This window comes from Dryocola clanedunensis subsp. sulfonylureivorans, from assembly GCF_016756775.1.
GTDB classification, from domain to species: Bacteria; Pseudomonadota; Gammaproteobacteria; order Enterobacterales; family Enterobacteriaceae; genus Dryocola; species Dryocola clanedunensis.
In genome coordinates this window covers 171,871-186,890 of the sequence record NZ_JAERMU010000007.1, presented here as the reverse complement: position 1 = coordinate 186,890, position 15,020 = coordinate 171,871, and the positions used below count along the sequence as shown (strand labels likewise).

The following is a 15,020-nucleotide window of genomic DNA, read 5'->3' as shown; positions in this document are numbered from 1 at the left end:
CGCCAAAGTCATCACTGGCGGGCACTGAAAACAGCTGGCTTAACGCTTGTCAGCCGGCAGTAACGGTGGAATGCTCGGCACCATCGGCGCGTCATCGATATCTTTCTGCGTCATCCTGAACGCTTCCGGATAGTGCTCACGGCTGGTACGGCGTAGCGGTTCCGTATCACGCCAGGTGTACAGGCAGTGCTGGCACTGAAACACCGTCCAGACATCTTTCACCGGTGACGTCGCCATCACTTCAATATCTTCATCGGCACAACGTGGACAAATCATTTGTTTCTCCTTAATGACGAGTGGCCAGCATTGCGGTCAGCTTATCCACCCAGGCTTTCGTTTCAGGCAAATCACAGACCGGCTGGCTGTAGTGGCCCCGGTTATCCGGTGCCACCGGCGTGGTGGCATCAATGATCAACTTGTCCGTGATCCCCGCGGGGCTGGAGCCAGGATCAAGCTCCAGCACAGACATATTCGGTAGCTGCACCAGATCCCCTGCCGGGTTGACTTTCGACGACAGTGCCCACATAACCTGCGGCAGGTTAAACGGATCCACATCCTCATCAACCATGATCACCATCTTCACGTAGCCCAGACCGTGGGGCGTGGTCATCGCCCGCAGACCAACCGCCCGGGCAAAACCACCGTAACGCTTTTTGGTGGAAATGATGGCCAGCAGACCGTGGGTGTACATGGCGTTAACGGCCTGCACCTCGGGGAATTCTGCCTTTAGCTGCTGATAAAGAGGCACGCAGGTTGCCGGCCCCATCAGATAATCAATCTCCGTCCACGGCATCCCGAGATAGAGTGATTCAAAAATGGGCTTCGTACGGTAAGAAACTTTATCAATGCGCACGACCGTCATATTTCGGCCACCGGAATAATGTCCGGTGAATTCACCGAAAGGCCCTTCGATCTCCCGCTTGCGAGCTTCGATCACCCCTTCGATGATCACCTCTGACCCCCACGGCACATCAAAACCTGTCAGCGGCGCGGTGGCAATGGGATAAGGGCTTTCGCGTAATGCACCTGCCATTTCATATTCGGACTGATCGTATTTCAGCGGCGTCGCGCCCATCAGCGTAATGATGGGATCGTTGCCAAGGGTTATCGCAATGGGCAGATCCTGCCCCCGCTCCTCCGCCTTATGCAGATGCAGAGCAATATCGTGCATCGGCACGGGCTGAAGCCCAAGCTTGCGCTTCCCTTTCACCTCCATGCGGTAAATGCCAACGTTTTGCTTACCGAAGTTATCGGGATCGGTAGGGTCGCGTGATACCACGCAGGCTTTATCCAGATAGAAACCGCCATCGCCGTCGTTCAGGCGGAACAGGGGCAAAATATCGAAGAGATTAATGTCATCCCCCTCCACGGTGTTCGCCTGCCATGGCGGACTGGCACGGCGCTCCGGGGCAACAGGGAAACGATCCCAACGACGAATAAATTCATCGATTTGTTTTTTAACGGGGGTGTTGGGCGGCAGACCCAGAGAGATAGCATGGTTCTGCCAGGAACCGATGGTGTTCATGACCACTCGCGCATCGTTGAAACCGCGAATGTTGTCAAACCAGAGGGCGGGCGCGCCCTCTCCAATTCTGCCCGTCGCGTTAGCTGCAGCCCCTAAATCCGGCTCAGCATTCACTTCCTCACTGATTTTCAGCAGTTGTCCCTGCTCGTCCAGCGCCTGCAAAAAGCTACGTAAATCATCAAATGGCATGATTCATACTCCTTGTGAAAAGTTCTGTGCCTGCTGCAACTCGCCAGTCAGGCCAGTCATTAGTTCGCATACGAACGTTATAGGGAATTTATCCCTACCTTTGCTTTCCGACAAGCCCTTTGCATAGCTTGTCGGCACTGAAAGCATAAACCTTGATCATTAATAATTTTGGCCTTAAGCGCTATGATAGACCCAAATGCTTTTTCCGGAGTAAACATGGCATTACGAGACGAGCCATTTCACCTGTTGCGCAAGCTATTTCAACAGCATACCGCACGCTGGCAGTTCGAACTCCCCGAACTGACTAAGCCTCAGTACGCTGTATTGCGGGCGATAGCTGAAAGTCCGGGGGTTGAACAAACCGCATTGACCGACGCGGCCGCCAGCACCAAAGCCACGTTGGCTGAAATGTTGAGCCGCATGGAAAGCCGAAGCCTGGTGAAACGGATGCACGATCCGGCAGATAAACGTCGCCGCCTTGTCTACCTGACCGCTGAAGGCGAAGCATTACTGGACGCGGCACAGCCGTCCGGCAGGAGGGTCGATGATGAATTTTTGGCGCGACTGGATCCTGCGGAGCGTGAGCTGTTTACGCAGTTGGTCAGCAAGATGATGGAGTAGCCAGGGCACAAATAATAAAGGCCAGTCTTACGACTGGCCTTTATTTATGAAAGGTTATTTATTCGCGGAACAGCGCTTCGATATTCAGCCCCTGAGTCTGCAGGATTTCACGCAGACGGCGCAGGCCTTCAACCTGAATCTGGCGAACACGTTCACGAGTCAGGCCGATTTCGCGACCGACATCTTCCAGTGTTGCAGCTTCATAGCCTAACAGACCAAAGCGACGAGCCAGCACTTCACGCTGCTTAGCGTTCAGTTCAAACAGCCACTTAACGATGCTCTGTTTCATATCATCGTCTTGCGTGGTGTCTTCAGGTCCGTTGTCTTTCTCGTCTGCCAGAATGTCTAACAGCGCTTTTTCAGAGTCACCGCCCAGCGGGGTGTCTACTGAGGTAATGCGTTCGTTAAGACGCAGCATACGGCTGACATCATCAACGGGTTTATCCAGCTGCTCGGCAATCTCTTCCGCACTCGGCTCATGGTCGAGCTTGTGGGAGAGTTCGCGAGCGGTACGCAGATAAACGTTCAGCTCTTTCACAATGTGAATGGGCAGGCGAATCGTACGGGTTTGGTTCATGATTGCCCGTTCGATGGTCTGACGAATCCACCAGGTTGCATAGGTTGAGAAACGGAACCCACGTTCAGGGTCGAACTTCTCTACCGCACGAATCAGCCCCAGATTCCCCTCTTCAATCAGATCCAGCAGTGCCAGACCACGATTGCTGTAACGACGGGCAATCTTAACCACCAGTCGCAGGTTACTTTCGATCATGCGACGGCGGGAGGCAACATCACCACGCAGCGCGCGGCGAGCAAAATAAACTTCTTCTTCGGCGGTCAATAATGGGGAATAGCCGATCTCCCCAAGATAAAGCTGAGTCGCATCCAATACACGCTGCGTGGCGCCCTGTGACAACAGCTCTTCTTCGGCAATGTCGTTATCACTGGGCTCCTCTTCTACAAGGGCTTTTTCATCAAAAGCCTCAACTCCGTTCTCATCAAATTCCGCGTCTTCGGTTAACTCATTAACTTTCAGCGTATTCTGACTCATAAGGTGGCTCCTACCCGTGATCCCTGGGCAAAACACTTATGATGGAGTGCTTTGCCGGCTTATCGCTGCGGTAAATAACGCAGCGGATTGACGGATTTCCCCTTGTAACGAATTTCAAAATGCAATCTTGTTGAACTGGTTCCGGTGCTACCCATGGTAGCTATCTTCTGCCCCGCCGTGATTTCTTGTTGTTCCCGGACCAGCATCGTATCGTTATGGGCGTAGGCACTCAGGTAATCATCATTGTGTTTAATGATGATCAGATTACCGTAACCACGCAGCGCGTTACCGGCATAGACAACGCGGCCAGAAGCGGTCGCGATGATTGCCTGTCCTTTACTGCCGGCGATATCGATCCCTTTGTTACCACCTTCAGTGGCAGAAAAGTTCTCGATAACCTTGCCATCAGTCGGCCAACGCCAGGTGGAGATTGGCGCGCTATCGGACGTGCTGCTGGCAGTAGGTGCGGTAGTTGTAGAGCTAACCACAGGTGCCGTAACCGGTGCTGTGACGGTTGTCGCAGGCGGGTTATTATTCGGCAACATTTTGTTAGCACTCTGTTCACCTGAGTCTTCAGAATACGTAATTGTTGGTTTAGAAGCAACCACCGCGCTTGAGTTTTGCGCAGCCGGATTGTTCACACCTTGTGCAGTGGCATCTGCCTGAGTAACAGCATTTCCACCGGTAATTGGCGTGCCCGTTGAGCTACCAACCTGCAGAGTTTGGCCAACCTCCAGACCGTACGGGGCAGCGACGTTATTACGCTGCGCAAGGTCACGGAAATCGTTCCCGGTGATCCACGCGATATAGAAAAGCGTGTCGCCGCGTTTGACCGTATAGGTGCTACCGCCAGCGTAGCTTCCTTTCGGAATATTCCCATACTTGCGGTTATACACAATACGCCCATTTTCCGTCTGAACAGGCGCTGATTGCACAGCCGGTTGGCTCTGCACAGCCTGAGTCTGGACAGGCTGAATCACCGGCTGCTGTACCGGCTGAATTTGAGGGGTCTGAGCCGGTGAAGAGATCTGCGGAGGCTGAGTCACCATTTCGCCGCCAGAAGCGCTGCTTCCTGCGTTACTGCTGCCACCGACCGAGCTGATTGGTGCCTGAGTCGTGTTGTTGCTACACCCGGCCAGCCACAGGCTCACCAGCGATAGCGCCGCAATGCGACGTAGAGTAAAAGTCGGGCTTCCCGCGCTCATATATCCCCCAAAAATGGATCTCTTTCATGCTTATGAAAATACGATAGATTTAAGTCGGCTACGTTACGCCAAAGGCCTGGTAAAAAAACAAGAAATATCCAGGTTATGCCAGTTCGCCCTTCACTAAGGGTACAAAACGAACGGCTTCTACCGTATCAATAATAAATTCGCCACCGTGGCGACGAACGCGTTTTAAAACCTGACGATCTTCACCTACCGGCAGGACAAGAATCCCGCCCTCATCCAGCTGTGATAGCAGAGCTGAAGGGATCTCAGGCGGAGCCGCCGTAACAATGATAGCGTCAAATGGCGCACGCGCGTGCCAGCCTTGCCAGCCGTCGCCGTGGCGAGTGGAAATATTATGCAGATCCAGCTGTTTCAGACGCCGCCGTGCGTGCCATTGCAGCCCTTTGATACGCTCAACGGAACACACGTGATGGACAAGATGGGCAAGGATCGCCGTCTGATATCCTGAGCCAGTTCCGATCTCCAGCACTCTTGAGCCTGCCGTCAGTTCGAGCAGTTCAGTCATGCGCGCAACCATATAAGGCTGCGAAATGGTCTGGCCTGAGCCAATCGGCAGCGCCGTGTTCTCCCAGGCTTTGTGTTCAAACGCTTCGTCGACAAATTTTTCCCGCGGCACCTGCGCAATCGCATCCAGTACTTTCTCGTCCTGAATGCCCTGGGCACGAAGCTGAGTGAGAAGAGCTTGTACGCGTTGGCTCACCATTGCTCGGCAACTCCCGCTTTGGTTAGCCAGCTGCTCACCACGTCATGGGCGCTATGAGCGGTTAAATCGACATGCAAAGGCGTAACCGAGACATAGCCTTCATCAACGGCGGCAAAATCTGTATCCGGGCCTGCGTCAAACTTATCCCCCGGAGGACCAATCCAGTACAGTGTATTACCGCGTGGATCTTCCTGGGGAATCACTTTGTCAGAAGGATGACGGCTGCCGCAGCGCGTCACCCGAATGCCTTTAATCTCGTTGAGCGGCAAATCAGGGACGTTGATATTCAAAATACGGCCGGTACGCAGCGGCTCACGCGATAAGGCACGAAGAATAGAACAGGTGATTGCCGCGGCGGTGTCGTAATGTGTATAGCCATTCAGAGAAACGGCCAGCGCCGGAAAGCCTAAGTGGCGACCTTCCATGGCGGCAGCAACCGTGCCGGAATAGATAACATCGTCGCCCAGGTTCGGCCCGGCGTTGATACCCGCGACCACGACATCAGGACGAGGACGCATTAGCGCGTTCACGCCCAGATAGACGCAGTCTGTCGGCGTGCCCATCTGCACGGAGATATCGCCGTTTGCCAGCGTAAAAGTGCGCAGTGAAGATTCAAGCGTCAGTGAGTTGGATGCGCCACTGCGATTACGGTCCGGGGCCACGACCTGCACCTCGGCAAATTCCCGCAAGGCTTTCGCCAGCGCCTGAATACCCGGCGCATGGATCCCGTCATCGTTACTCAGCAATATTCGCATAGTCACCCGGCGTGTTCATCAGTTCCCTTACAACACTGGTGGCGAAGCTGCCGGCGGGTAGCCAGAAGCTGACCTCAACCGTCACATCATCCCACCAGTTCCAACGTAATTCCTCTGGTTTTACCAGCATGGCACGACGAGCAGCTTCAACTCGCTCGCGAACCAACAGTGACTGTAAATCAGTCTCTTGCTCAACGCACTGCTGCTCAAATGCCAGCGCTGCATTGAGAGAACCCCACGCGCCATCGCCCGGCAGTGGTGCCGTAATCAGCAGTTCGCCACTGTCCACACGTTGTTGTAATACAGGGAGTTCTTCGTCGATCGCCACAAACCAGCTACCGCGTCCTGCCAATTGTAGCGCATCGCCATCAACAACTTGATTAAAGTCTGGTTTTTTCAGTCTAAGGCTAACAATCTGATTAAACAACGCGCTGCGGGCCGCTGACAAATAAAAACTGCGTTTATTGCGATCGCGGATGGGCGCATTGGTTTGCGCCCAGCGGCGGGCCTGATTCAGGTTATTGCCGCCGATGCCAAAACGCTGGCTGCCAAAGTAGTTCGGCACGCCGTCGCGTAAAATGGCGTTCAGACGAGCCTCCAGCTCTTCGCGGTTGCTGACTTCGCGCAGCACGAGGGTGAAACTATTGCCTTTAAGCGCGCCGAGACGCAGCTTGCGGCGGTGGCGTGCGTACTCCAGCACTTCACAGCCTTCCAGCTCAAATGCGCTCATGTCAGGCATCTCTTTGCCCGGCAGACGCACGCAGAACCACTGTTCGGTGACGGCATGCTTATCTTTTTGCCCGGCGAAACTGACTTCGCGGGCATGGACTTTCAGAAACTTTGCCAGCGCGTCGGCGACAAAACGCGTGTTGCAGCCCTTTTTCAGGATGCGCAGCAGCAGGTGTTCGCCATCGCCATCCGGGCCAAAACCCAGATCTTCGATAACCACGAAATCTTCGGGACTGGCTTTGATTAGCCCTGTCCCCTCCGGCTTGCCGTGCAGCCAGGTGAGATTCTGCATATCCATTACGTGCGGGCCTTATGCAGCAGCGCGACCGCTTCACAGGCAATCCCTTCACCACGCCCGGTGAAGCCAAGTTTTTCGGTGGTGGTGGCTTTAACGTTGACATCGTCCATATGGCAGCCAAGATCTTCGGCGATAAATACACGCATCTGCGGGATGTGCGGAGCCATTTTAGGCGCCTGGGCGATGATGGTCACATCGACATTACCGAGTGTGTATCCCTTAGCCTGAATGCGGCGCCAGGCTTCACGCAACAGCTCGCGGCTGTCCGCGCCTTTGTAGGCGGCGTCGGTATCGGGGAACAGCTTGCCGATATCACCCAGCGCTGCTGCGCCAAGCAGCGCATCGGTCAGCGCATGAAGTGCAACATCACCATCGGAATGGGCCAGTAGCCCTTTTTCGAATGGGACGCGCACGCCGCCAATGATAATCGGGCCAACACCTCCAAAAGCGTGTACGTCAAAACCATGTCCGATACGCATTAAATCTTCTCCGTTTGGGTTAACCGCGTGAGGTAAAACTCTGCAAGCGCCAGGTCTTCCGGGCGTGTGACTTTGATATTATCGGCGCGGGCGCTAATTAATTCCGGATGGAAGCCACAATATTCAAGCGCGGAAGCTTCATCGGTGATCGTCGCGCCCTCGTTCAGGGCGCGCAACAGGCAGCTTCGCAACAGTTCAAGGGGAAAAAGTTGCGGCGTCAGCGCGTGCCAGAGGTCTTCGCGCTCGACGGTATGGGCAATCAAAGGTTTGCCAGGCTCACCGCGCTTCATCGTGTCCCGCACCGGTGCGGCAAGAATACCACCAACTTGACTGGTTTCAGTTATGGCCAGCAAACGTGCTAAATCATCCTGATGCAGACAAGGGCGCGCGGCGTCATGCACCAGCACCCACTCAGCCCCATTGGCTGCCTGAAGGCCAGCAAGCACTGAATCGGCGCGCTGCCCTCCTCCGCTCACCACGCTAATACGAGGATCTTTTACCAGCGGCAAAGAGGCGAACCAGGCGTCCGTAGGGCTGATGGCAATGATGACATGGCTGATGCGCGGATGTGCCAGCAGGCTCGCGACAGCATGTTCAAGAATGGTTTTATTACCGATGTGCAGATATTGCTTTGGACATTCCGTTTGCATACGGCTGCCAATTCCGGCGGCCGGCACCACGGCAATTACGTCCCGGGAGGAGTCTGCCATGAGAATCACTTACGCTATTTATCGATTGTTCTGCGCGGCATTGTTGCCGGCGCGCTTAGAGGTGTCCGGCACCAGGCGGTAGAAGGTTTCACCAGGCTTGGTCATACTCAGTTCGTTGCGTGCGCGCTCTTCGATGGCCTCCTGGCCGCCGTTAAGATCGTCAATTTCAGCAAACAGCTGATCGTTACGCGCCTTCAGTTTAGCGTTAGTCGCCTGCTGAGCCGCCACGTCTTCGTTGACTCGCGTATAGTCATGCACGCCGTTTTTTCCGAACCACAGCGAATACTGCAGCCAGACCAGCAAGGCCAGCAGCAGCAGCGTTAGTTTACCCATCCTGCCCCCTGAAAAACGGCACACTCATTCCACAACATCTTATCTGACCACACTTTTCCCCCCAACAGGATCGCGGGTGGAAAGTGAATCGACAAATTTGCGGCAGAATTTATCACAGATCGCGCCGACATGCGCGTTTGCAGGAGGTTTAGCTTAAATCGAGCCATTTTCGTCAGTCAGGCTTAACCCATCAACCACATGAATAAAACACCAAACATCAGCCCCACCGTAACCACCGTAGCAAGGCAGCTATAGAGAAGTTTACCGCGGACCAAAGAGTGCAATGCAATGCCAACCACCACGGCCACCGGCATCAGCGCAAGAAAGAATGGCCAGGTATAAAGGAAGAAAAACAGGGTGTTAGAGCCATAGGCCAGAAATGGTATGCCAAGCGCGAGCAGCCACGACAAAAAGCCGATGAAGGCGCCTGGCAATGACCAGGTCGTTTCATCGGCGGGAGGGCTGGGTTCTGCTTGTGTCATAATCATGTTCGGGCTATTGCGCATAACGAATCCGGTGACCTGGCGGGCCTGGCGCAGTAAGCGGCCTGGCACTGTCTTTAGGATTTGATAATATCGTCCCGACGCAGCAGGTCTAATAATTGCGCAATCAAATTTGTTACCAATTGTTCGCCGTCTAAGTGAATTTCCGGCTGCGTGGGGGATTCATACAATGAATCAATCCCGGTAAAATTGTGCAGTTCCCCGGCCCGGGCTTTCTTGTACAGCCCCTTAGGATCGCGCGCCTCGCAAATCTCCAGCGGGGTATCGACAAACACTTCGATAAACCGTCCCGCGCCGACAAGTTCACGGACCATTTGCCGCTCTGCGCGATGAGGTGAGATGAAGGCGGTCAGCACGACCAGCCCCGCGTCCACCATCAAACTGGCGACCTCTCCTACCCGGCGGATGTTCTCTTTACGGTCAGCGTCGCTGAACCCCAGGTCGCTGCACAACCCGTGGCGCACGTTGTCGCCATCAAGCAAATAGGTGCTGACCCCAAGCTTATGCAGCGCCTCTTCAAGCGCACCGGCTACGGTGGATTTACCGGAGCCGGACAGGCCGGTGAACCACAGCACCGCGCTACGGTGCTGATGAAGCTGCTCACGCTGCTGCCGGGTGACCGGATGGGCATGCCAGACGACGTTATCGTCGTGCTCAGCCATCACTTGCCTCCCAGCAAATCACGCGCGCCCCAGTGCGGGAAGTGGCGACGGACCAGCGCATTCAGTTCCAGTTCGAAAGCGCTGAAAGCGGAAGCGTCCTGATACACATCCTCCTGCGGCTCACGCACCATACCTGCACCAACGGTGACGTTAGTCAGGCGGTCGATAAAGATAAGCCCGCCGGTAACCGGGTTTTCCTGGTACTTATCCAGCACTAAAGGCTCATCGAAAGTTAAGTCAACCAGCCCGATACCGTTAAGCGGCAGGCTGTCCACCACCCGCTGAGTCAGGGAGTTAATTTCAACCTGATAGTGAATATCACCCACGCGGGCGCGGGTCTTTTTGCCGGCGATTTTAATGTCGAAGCTCTGGCCCGGGACCAGCGCCTGTTCTGCCATCCAGACCACATCAACCTTCGCGGTTTGCACGGCGGGCAGTGAGTCGCTGGCGTCAACCAGCAGGTCACCCCGGCTGATGTCGATCTCATCTTTCAGCACCAGAGTGATCGCTTCCCCCGCAGCAGCTTGTTGCAAATCCCCATCAAACGTTACGATTCGCGCAATGGAAGACTCAACGCCTGACGGTAAAACCTTCACGCGCTGTCCCACGGTCACCACGCCGGAAGCGAGAGTACCGGCATAGCCACGGAAATCCAGATTAGGGCGATTCACATACTGAACAGGGAAGCGCATTGGCTGCTGATCCACGACGCGCTTAACCTCTACGGTTTCCAGCAGTTCAAGAAGCGTAGGCCCGGTGTACCACGGCATATTTGCGCTTTGCGTCGCAACGTTGTCGCCTTCCAGCGCGGACAGCGGCACGAAACGGATATCCAGGTCAGACGGCAGCTGTTCGGCAAACGTCAGGTAGTCCTGCTTGATCTGCTCGAACGTCTCTTCGCTAAACTCAACCAGATCCATTTTGTTTACGGCTACGACCAGATGCTTGATCCCCAACAGCGTGGAGATAAAGCTATGGCGGCGAGTTTGATCCAACACGCTTTTGCGCGCGTCGATCAACAGGATCGCCAACTCACAGGTTGAAGCGCCGGTTGCCATATTGCGGGTGTACTGCTCGTGCCCCGGCGTGTCGGCGATGATAAATTTGCGCTTTTCGGTGGAGAAGTAGCGGTAAGCCACATCGATAGTGATGCCCTGCTCGCGCTCCGCCTGCAAACCATCTACCAGCAGCGCCAGATCGAGTTTCTCGCCTTGGGTGCCGTGGCGCTTGCTGTCGGTTTGCAGCGAGGAGAGCTGATCTTCGTAGATCTGACGCGTGTCGTGCAGCAGGCGTCCAATCAGCGTGCTTTTGCCGTCATCCACGCTGCCGCAGGTCAGGAAGCGCAGCAGGCTCTTGTGTTGCTGAGCGTGAAGATAGGCTTCTACGCCGCCCTCTTCGGCAATTTGTTGTGCAATGGTGCTGTTCATCTGGCGGCTCCTTAGAAATAACCCTGGCGTTTCTTCAGCTCCATGGAGCCGGCCTGGTCGCGGTCAATCATGCGGCCCTGGCGTTCACTGGTGGTGGAAACCAGCATCTCTTCGATGATCTCCGGCAGCGTCTGAGCGCTGGACTCAACCGCGCCGGTGAGCGGCCAGCAGCCGAGGGTACGGAAGCGCACCATTTTCTGCTCGATGACTTCACCCGGCTGCAGGTCGATACGGCCATCGTCAATCATCATCAGCATGCCGTCACGCTCCAGTACGGAACGCGGCGCTGCCAGGTAGAGCGGAACAATGTCGATATTTTCCAGGTAGATGTACTGCCAGATATCCAGCTCCGTCCAGTTGGAGAGCGGGAACACGCGAATGCTTTCGCCTTTGTTTATCTGCCCGTTGTAGTTGTGCCACAGTTCCGGACGCTGGTTTTTCGGGTCCCAGCGGTGGAAACGGTCGCGGAACGAGTAGATACGCTCTTTGGCGCGGGATTTCTCTTCGTCGCGACGCGCGCCGCCAAAGGCCGCATCGAAACCGTATTTATTCAGCGCCTGCTTAAGCCCTTCAGTTTTCATGATATCGGTGTGCTTCGCGCTACCGTGTACGAATGGGTTAATCCCCATCGCCACGCCTTCAGGATTTTTATGCACCAGCAGTTCGCAGCCGTAGGCCTTCGCGGTACGGTCACGGAACTCGTACATCTCACGGAATTTCCAGCCGGTATCCACGTGCAGCAGCGGGAAAGGCAGCGTGCCCGGATAAAAGGCCTTACGCGCCAGATGCAACATCACCGACGAATCTTTGCCGATTGAATACATCATTACCGGATTGGAAAATTCGGCGGCGACCTCGCGGATAATATGGATGCTTTCAGCCTCCAGTTGCCGCAGGTGAGTGAGTCGTTTTTGGTCCATAACCTTCCCTTAAAGCTGCGATTAGCACGACGGGTCATAGCCCGACCGTTTGCATGAAATTACAGGGACTATAAGACGCGGGGTTATTTGATATGAAATTACCAATTGGAATGAGTAGTTCCACAAAGGAATAACGCTGTGAAAATCAAAATCACAAAATGTGCTTAACGGGAGATTTAACGGGGCTTTAGGATGATTTCGAATTGTTTAAGATGAGGCGCAGTTTCATACTAACCGGGCAAAAATTTAAGCAGAAAGAAAAGGACGAACTATGTTTGCCGCGCGGCGCTTATGGACTGTTTCTCTTGCGCTGGGGATAGGTATCTCTCTACCAGCCGAAGCCACCACGACACATTCAGGTAAAACAGCTGAGGTGCAGACTCGCCATATCGCCACCGTTTTTCCAGGGCGTATGACCGGCAGCCCTGCCGAAATGCTCGCCGCAGATTATCTGCAGGAACAGTTCATACAATACGGCTACCAGAGCGATATCCGCCGGTTTAACACCCGTTATCGCTATACCACTAAAGATGGCCATCAGAACTGGCATAACGTCAGCGCAAGCCAGGTGATTGCGGCACGAGAGGGAAAAGAGCCGCAGCAGGTCATCATTATCGCGCATCTGGATACCTTCACCCCTTTAAGCGACGCTGACACCAATAATAATCTCGGCGGCCTGACGTTACAGGGCGTGGACGACAACGCCTCCGGGCTGGGCGTGATGCTGGAACTGGCACAAAGCATGGCGAAAGTCCCGACGCGCTACGGCATTCGCTTCATCGCCACCAGCGGAGAAGAAATGGGTGGGCTGGGTGCTGAAAATATTCTCAGCCGCATGAGCGACCAGGAAAAGAAAAACACCCTGCTGGTGATTAACCTCGACAGTCTCGTCACCGGTGACCGGATCTATTTTAATAGCGGGCTAAAAACGCCGGCTGCGGTACGCAAACTAACGCGCGATCGCGCGCTACAGCTGGCGCGACAGCTGGGCATTCAGGCCGCAACAAATCCGGGACAAAACAAACAGTATCCGAAAGGAACCGGCTGCTGTAACGACGCCGCCCCTTTCGACAAAGTTGGTATTCCCGTACTGTCCGTTGAAGCCACCAACTGGTCGCTGGGCAAAAAGGATGGCTATCAGCAGCGGGCGAAAAGCAAAGCATTCCCGGACGGCACAACCTGGCACAATGCGCAGCTTGATAACCAGCAGTATCTGGACAAATGGTTATCAGGACGCATAGCGAAGCGTAGCCACGACGTTGTACGCGTCATGCTGCCGCTGGTGAAGGAGCTGACGAAGGCGGGGAAATAGGACTGCCGGTGCAGGTAAGAAAGGATGCCAGCCGCAAGCAGGATTTTTGAGCAAAAAATCACCTTGCCAGTTTGTCACATATAAGTGACAATTATTTCAAACTCACGGAATGAGGGTAATGTTATGCCTTATACGGCTAAGCGATACCGGGACAATAATGGAAAAGAACCCTATACGGAGTGGATGAAAAAACTCCGTAAGAAAGATGTTCGAGCGGCAGCCAAAATAGACATCCGGGTCGCCAGAGCCGAAACCGGTAATTTTGGAGACCACAAATTTGAAAGAGACGGCGTCTGGGAACTGCGGGTGGATTATGGCCCCGGCTATCGGGTTTACTATTCTGTCGTCCAGGGAGAGATCGTTCTCTTACTAATTGGTGGGGATAAGTCTTCTCAACATAAGGATTTAGAAAAAGCCGCCGCGAACCTGCAGGATTATTATTCGAGACTGAAATCATGAAGCTGAAAACCAATCCGGAACCCGCCGTTGACCACAATATAGCGATGATCGAAGAGTTGCGTGCCGATCCAGCCTACGCTGAAATTTATCTGCAAACCGCACTTGATGAGATCTATGAAGAGGGCGGCGTCGCGGCTTTTCTTATTGCTTTACGTCGCGTAATCGAAGCTCGCGGTGGTGTGGGGGAGATATCCAGAAAGTCAGGTATCGCGCGCCAGCATATTTATAAAGCGCTGTCGGAAAATGGTAACCCAACGCTAATCACATTAACTGAGTTAACCCGCGCGGCAGGCGTTCGCCTTACACCGGCACAGCACCAGCAATAATAAAATAAGGTGGGTCAGCGCCCACCTTACTATCTCTGAATCAGCCTTCGTGCAGCCCGCACTCGCGCTTCAGGCCAAAGAAACGTGTTTCTTCTTCTGCCATGCCCGGCTCCCACTTGCGGGTTGTGTGGGTATCGCCAACTGACAGATAGCCCTGATCCCACAGAGGATGGTATTTCAGGCCGTGCGCGGTGAGGTACTGGTAAACCGTGCGGTTGTCCCAGTCGATAATTGGCAGGATTTTGAAAACGCCGCGCTGTATCGCCAGCACCGGCAGATTTGCCCGGCTGCCGGATTGTTCACGACGCAGGCCAGCAAACCAGGTTTGACCACCCAGCTCCTGCAAGGCGCGGTTCATCGGCTCGACTTTGTTGATCTCATTGTATTTCTCAATGCCCTCAACGCCCTGCTCCCACAGCTTGCCGTAGCGTGCCTCCTGCCATGCCGCACTTTCTTTTGCGCTAAACACCTTCAGGTTCAGCTTCAGCTTGTCCGTCAGCTCGTCGATAAACTGGTAGGTTTCCGGGAACAGATAGCCGGTATCGGTGAGGATCACCGGAATATCCGGGCGCAGCTGGGTAACCAGATGCAGGCTCACCGCCGCCTGAATACCAAAGCTTGAGGACAACACGAACTCGCCGGGCAGGTTTTCCAGCGCCCAGCCGACGCGCTGCTCCGCGGTCAGCTTTTCGAGCTGGGTGTTCACCTCGGCCATCGCCATAACGCGTTCGACTTTTGGCAGTTCGTTGAGTGCTTTTAGATCGAGTGCGGACATACGTGCCTCGC

Annotated in this window: 19 protein-coding genes; 4 read left to right on the top strand and 15 right to left on the bottom strand. The window is 54.6% G+C overall.

The annotated features are described in order from the left end of the window. Positions 1-39: 39 nt before the first annotated feature. Entirely contained in the window at positions 40-276 is a 237-nt protein-coding gene (locus HYQ67_RS09270; RefSeq protein WP_202303407.1) for a non-oxidative hydroxyarylic acid decarboxylases subunit D, read from the bottom strand. Between the two features lie 10 nt (positions 277-286). Beyond that, positions 287-1,714 carry a non-oxidative hydroxyarylic acid decarboxylases subunit C gene (locus HYQ67_RS09265; RefSeq protein ID WP_202303406.1) on the bottom strand — a complete coding sequence of 476 codons (1,428 nt, stop codon included), beginning with the start codon at positions 1,712-1,714 and terminating at the stop codon, positions 287-289. 216 nt (positions 1,715-1,930) lie between these two features. Here HYQ67_RS09265 and HYQ67_RS09260 point away from each other — a divergent pair, with 216 nt between their 5' ends. Beyond that, entirely contained in the window at positions 1,931-2,335 is a 405-nt protein-coding gene (locus tag HYQ67_RS09260; protein WP_202303405.1) for a MarR family winged helix-turn-helix transcriptional regulator, read from the top strand. Positions 2,336-2,393: 58 nt separating this feature from the next. Here HYQ67_RS09260 and rpoS read toward each other — a convergent pair whose 3' ends face one another. The 12 genes from rpoS to cysD all read right to left on the bottom strand — a co-directional run bounded on the left by rpoS (position 2,394) and on the right by cysD (position 12,137). Then, complete coding sequence (rpoS, locus tag HYQ67_RS09255; RefSeq protein WP_121264162.1) at positions 2,394-3,386, bottom strand: RNA polymerase sigma factor RpoS; 993 nt, start codon at positions 3,384-3,386, stop codon at positions 2,394-2,396. Positions 3,387-3,445: 59 nt separating this feature from the next. After that, the gene (nlpD, locus tag HYQ67_RS09250; protein WP_202303404.1) at positions 3,446-4,591 is read right to left on the bottom strand and encodes a murein hydrolase activator NlpD; all 1,146 of its coding nucleotides are present in this window, start codon (positions 4,589-4,591) and stop codon (positions 3,446-3,448) included. 103 nt (positions 4,592-4,694) lie between these two features. Next, positions 4,695-5,321 carry a protein-L-isoaspartate(D-aspartate) O-methyltransferase gene (locus tag HYQ67_RS09245; protein WP_202303403.1) on the bottom strand — a complete coding sequence of 209 codons (627 nt, stop codon included), beginning with the start codon at positions 5,319-5,321 and terminating at the stop codon, positions 4,695-4,697. Further along, positions 5,315-6,076 carry a 5'/3'-nucleotidase SurE gene (gene surE / locus HYQ67_RS09240; protein ID WP_202303402.1) on the bottom strand — a complete coding sequence of 254 codons (762 nt, stop codon included), beginning with the start codon at positions 6,074-6,076 and terminating at the stop codon, positions 5,315-5,317. The genes HYQ67_RS09245 and surE overlap by 7 nt, the downstream gene beginning before the upstream one ends. Then, positions 6,057-7,103 carry a tRNA pseudouridine(13) synthase TruD gene (truD, locus tag HYQ67_RS09235; RefSeq protein WP_202303401.1) on the bottom strand — a complete coding sequence of 349 codons (1,047 nt, stop codon included), beginning with the start codon at positions 7,101-7,103 and terminating at the stop codon, positions 6,057-6,059. The genes surE and truD overlap by 20 nt, the downstream gene beginning before the upstream one ends. Then, the gene (ispF, locus tag HYQ67_RS09230) at positions 7,103-7,582 is read right to left on the bottom strand and encodes a 2-C-methyl-D-erythritol 2,4-cyclodiphosphate synthase (protein WP_202303400.1); all 480 of its coding nucleotides are present in this window, start codon (positions 7,580-7,582) and stop codon (positions 7,103-7,105) included. Before ispF ends, truD begins: the two co-directional genes overlap by 1 nt. Continuing rightward, positions 7,582-8,292, bottom strand: coding sequence for a 2-C-methyl-D-erythritol 4-phosphate cytidylyltransferase (gene ispD, locus HYQ67_RS09225; protein ID WP_202303399.1), 711 nt, complete (start codon positions 8,290-8,292; stop codon positions 7,582-7,584). Before ispD ends, ispF begins: the two co-directional genes overlap by 1 nt. An 18-nt stretch (positions 8,293-8,310) precedes the next feature. Continuing rightward, positions 8,311-8,625 (bottom strand): cell division protein FtsB, encoded by a 315-nt coding sequence (ftsB, locus tag HYQ67_RS09220; RefSeq protein ID WP_167612559.1) that lies wholly within the window; start codon positions 8,623-8,625, stop codon positions 8,311-8,313. 182 nt (positions 8,626-8,807) lie between these two features. Next, the gene (locus HYQ67_RS09215; protein WP_202303398.1) at positions 8,808-9,131 is read right to left on the bottom strand and encodes a DUF3561 family protein; all 324 of its coding nucleotides are present in this window, start codon (positions 9,129-9,131) and stop codon (positions 8,808-8,810) included. A 53-nt stretch (positions 9,132-9,184) separates the two neighbouring features. Beyond that, positions 9,185-9,790, bottom strand: a complete 606-nt coding sequence (gene cysC / locus HYQ67_RS09210) for an adenylyl-sulfate kinase (protein ID WP_202303397.1) — start codon at positions 9,788-9,790, stop codon at positions 9,185-9,187. Further along, positions 9,790-11,217, bottom strand: a complete 1,428-nt coding sequence (gene cysN, locus HYQ67_RS09205) for a sulfate adenylyltransferase subunit CysN (protein WP_202303396.1) — start codon at positions 11,215-11,217, stop codon at positions 9,790-9,792. Before cysN ends, cysC begins: the two co-directional genes overlap by 1 nt. Positions 11,218-11,228: 11 nt before the next feature. Continuing rightward, positions 11,229-12,137: a sulfate adenylyltransferase subunit CysD gene (cysD, locus tag HYQ67_RS09200; RefSeq protein WP_202303395.1), complete on the bottom strand. Its 909-nt coding sequence runs from the start codon at positions 12,135-12,137 to the stop codon at positions 11,229-11,231. A 271-nt stretch (positions 12,138-12,408) separates the two neighbouring features. Here cysD and HYQ67_RS09195 point away from each other — a divergent pair, with 271 nt between their 5' ends. The 3 genes from HYQ67_RS09195 (at position 12,409) to HYQ67_RS09185 (ending at position 14,234) form a co-directional block, all read left to right on the top strand. Beyond that, positions 12,409-13,449 (top strand): aminopeptidase, encoded by a 1,041-nt coding sequence (locus tag HYQ67_RS09195; RefSeq protein WP_202303394.1) that lies wholly within the window; start codon positions 12,409-12,411, stop codon positions 13,447-13,449. Between the two features lie 123 nt (positions 13,450-13,572). Then, a complete protein-coding gene (locus tag HYQ67_RS09190) occupies positions 13,573-13,908 on the top strand; it encodes a type II toxin-antitoxin system RelE/ParE family toxin (protein ID WP_202303393.1) in 336 nt (111 codons plus the stop codon). Continuing rightward, positions 13,905-14,234 carry a helix-turn-helix domain-containing transcriptional regulator gene (locus HYQ67_RS09185; protein WP_202303392.1) on the top strand — a complete coding sequence of 110 codons (330 nt, stop codon included), beginning with the start codon at positions 13,905-13,907 and terminating at the stop codon, positions 14,232-14,234. Before HYQ67_RS09190 ends, HYQ67_RS09185 begins: the two co-directional genes overlap by 4 nt. A 40-nt stretch (positions 14,235-14,274) precedes the next feature. Here the strand turns inward: HYQ67_RS09185 and cysH are convergent, their stop codons facing one another. Then, positions 14,275-15,009 (bottom strand): phosphoadenosine phosphosulfate reductase, encoded by a 735-nt coding sequence (gene cysH, locus HYQ67_RS09180; RefSeq protein WP_202303391.1) that lies wholly within the window; start codon positions 15,007-15,009, stop codon positions 14,275-14,277. Between the last annotated feature and the right edge of the window lie 11 nt (positions 15,010-15,020).

What these genes read in the sequence shown, in the direction of transcription:
- HYQ67_RS09270 (WP_202303407.1), bottom strand. Translation starts at nt 276, where the DNA reads ATGATTTGTCCACGTTGTGCCGATGAAGATATTGAAGTGATGGCGACG.
- HYQ67_RS09265 (WP_202303406.1), bottom strand. Translation starts at nt 1,714, where the DNA reads ATGCCATTTGATGATTTACGTAGCTTTTTGCAGGCGCTGGACGAGCAG.
- HYQ67_RS09260 (WP_202303405.1), top strand. Translation starts at nt 1,931, where the DNA reads ATGGCATTACGAGACGAGCCATTTCACCTGTTGCGCAAGCTATTTCAA.
- rpoS (WP_121264162.1), bottom strand. Translation starts at nt 3,386, where the DNA reads ATGAGTCAGAATACGCTGAAAGTTAATGAGTTAACCGAAGACGCGGAA.
- nlpD (WP_202303404.1), bottom strand. Translation starts at nt 4,591, where the DNA reads ATGAGCGCGGGAAGCCCGACTTTTACTCTACGTCGCATTGCGGCGCTA.
- HYQ67_RS09245 (WP_202303403.1), bottom strand. Translation starts at nt 5,321, where the DNA reads ATGGTGAGCCAACGCGTACAAGCTCTTCTCACTCAGCTTCGTGCCCAG.
- surE (WP_202303402.1), bottom strand. Translation starts at nt 6,076, where the DNA reads ATGCGAATATTGCTGAGTAACGATGACGGGATCCATGCGCCGGGTATT.
- truD (WP_202303401.1), bottom strand. Translation starts at nt 7,103, where the DNA reads ATGGATATGCAGAATCTCACCTGGCTGCACGGCAAGCCGGAGGGGACA.
- ispF (WP_202303400.1), bottom strand. Translation starts at nt 7,582, where the DNA reads ATGCGTATCGGACATGGTTTTGACGTACACGCTTTTGGAGGTGTTGGC.
- ispD (WP_202303399.1), bottom strand. Translation starts at nt 8,292, where the DNA reads ATGGCAGACTCCTCCCGGGACGTAATTGCCGTGGTGCCGGCCGCCGGA.
- ftsB (WP_167612559.1), bottom strand. Translation starts at nt 8,625, where the DNA reads ATGGGTAAACTAACGCTGCTGCTGCTGGCCTTGCTGGTCTGGCTGCAG.
- HYQ67_RS09215 (WP_202303398.1), bottom strand. Translation starts at nt 9,131, where the DNA reads ATGCGCAATAGCCCGAACATGATTATGACACAAGCAGAACCCAGCCCT.
- cysC (WP_202303397.1), bottom strand. Translation starts at nt 9,790, where the DNA reads ATGGCTGAGCACGACGATAACGTCGTCTGGCATGCCCATCCGGTCACC.
- cysN (WP_202303396.1), bottom strand. Translation starts at nt 11,217, where the DNA reads ATGAACAGCACCATTGCACAACAAATTGCCGAAGAGGGCGGCGTAGAA.
- cysD (WP_202303395.1), bottom strand. Translation starts at nt 12,137, where the DNA reads ATGGACCAAAAACGACTCACTCACCTGCGGCAACTGGAGGCTGAAAGC.
- HYQ67_RS09195 (WP_202303394.1), top strand. Translation starts at nt 12,409, where the DNA reads ATGTTTGCCGCGCGGCGCTTATGGACTGTTTCTCTTGCGCTGGGGATA.
- HYQ67_RS09190 (WP_202303393.1), top strand. Translation starts at nt 13,573, where the DNA reads ATGCCTTATACGGCTAAGCGATACCGGGACAATAATGGAAAAGAACCC.
- HYQ67_RS09185 (WP_202303392.1), top strand. Translation starts at nt 13,905, where the DNA reads ATGAAGCTGAAAACCAATCCGGAACCCGCCGTTGACCACAATATAGCG.
- cysH (WP_202303391.1), bottom strand. Translation starts at nt 15,009, where the DNA reads ATGTCCGCACTCGATCTAAAAGCACTCAACGAACTGCCAAAAGTCGAA.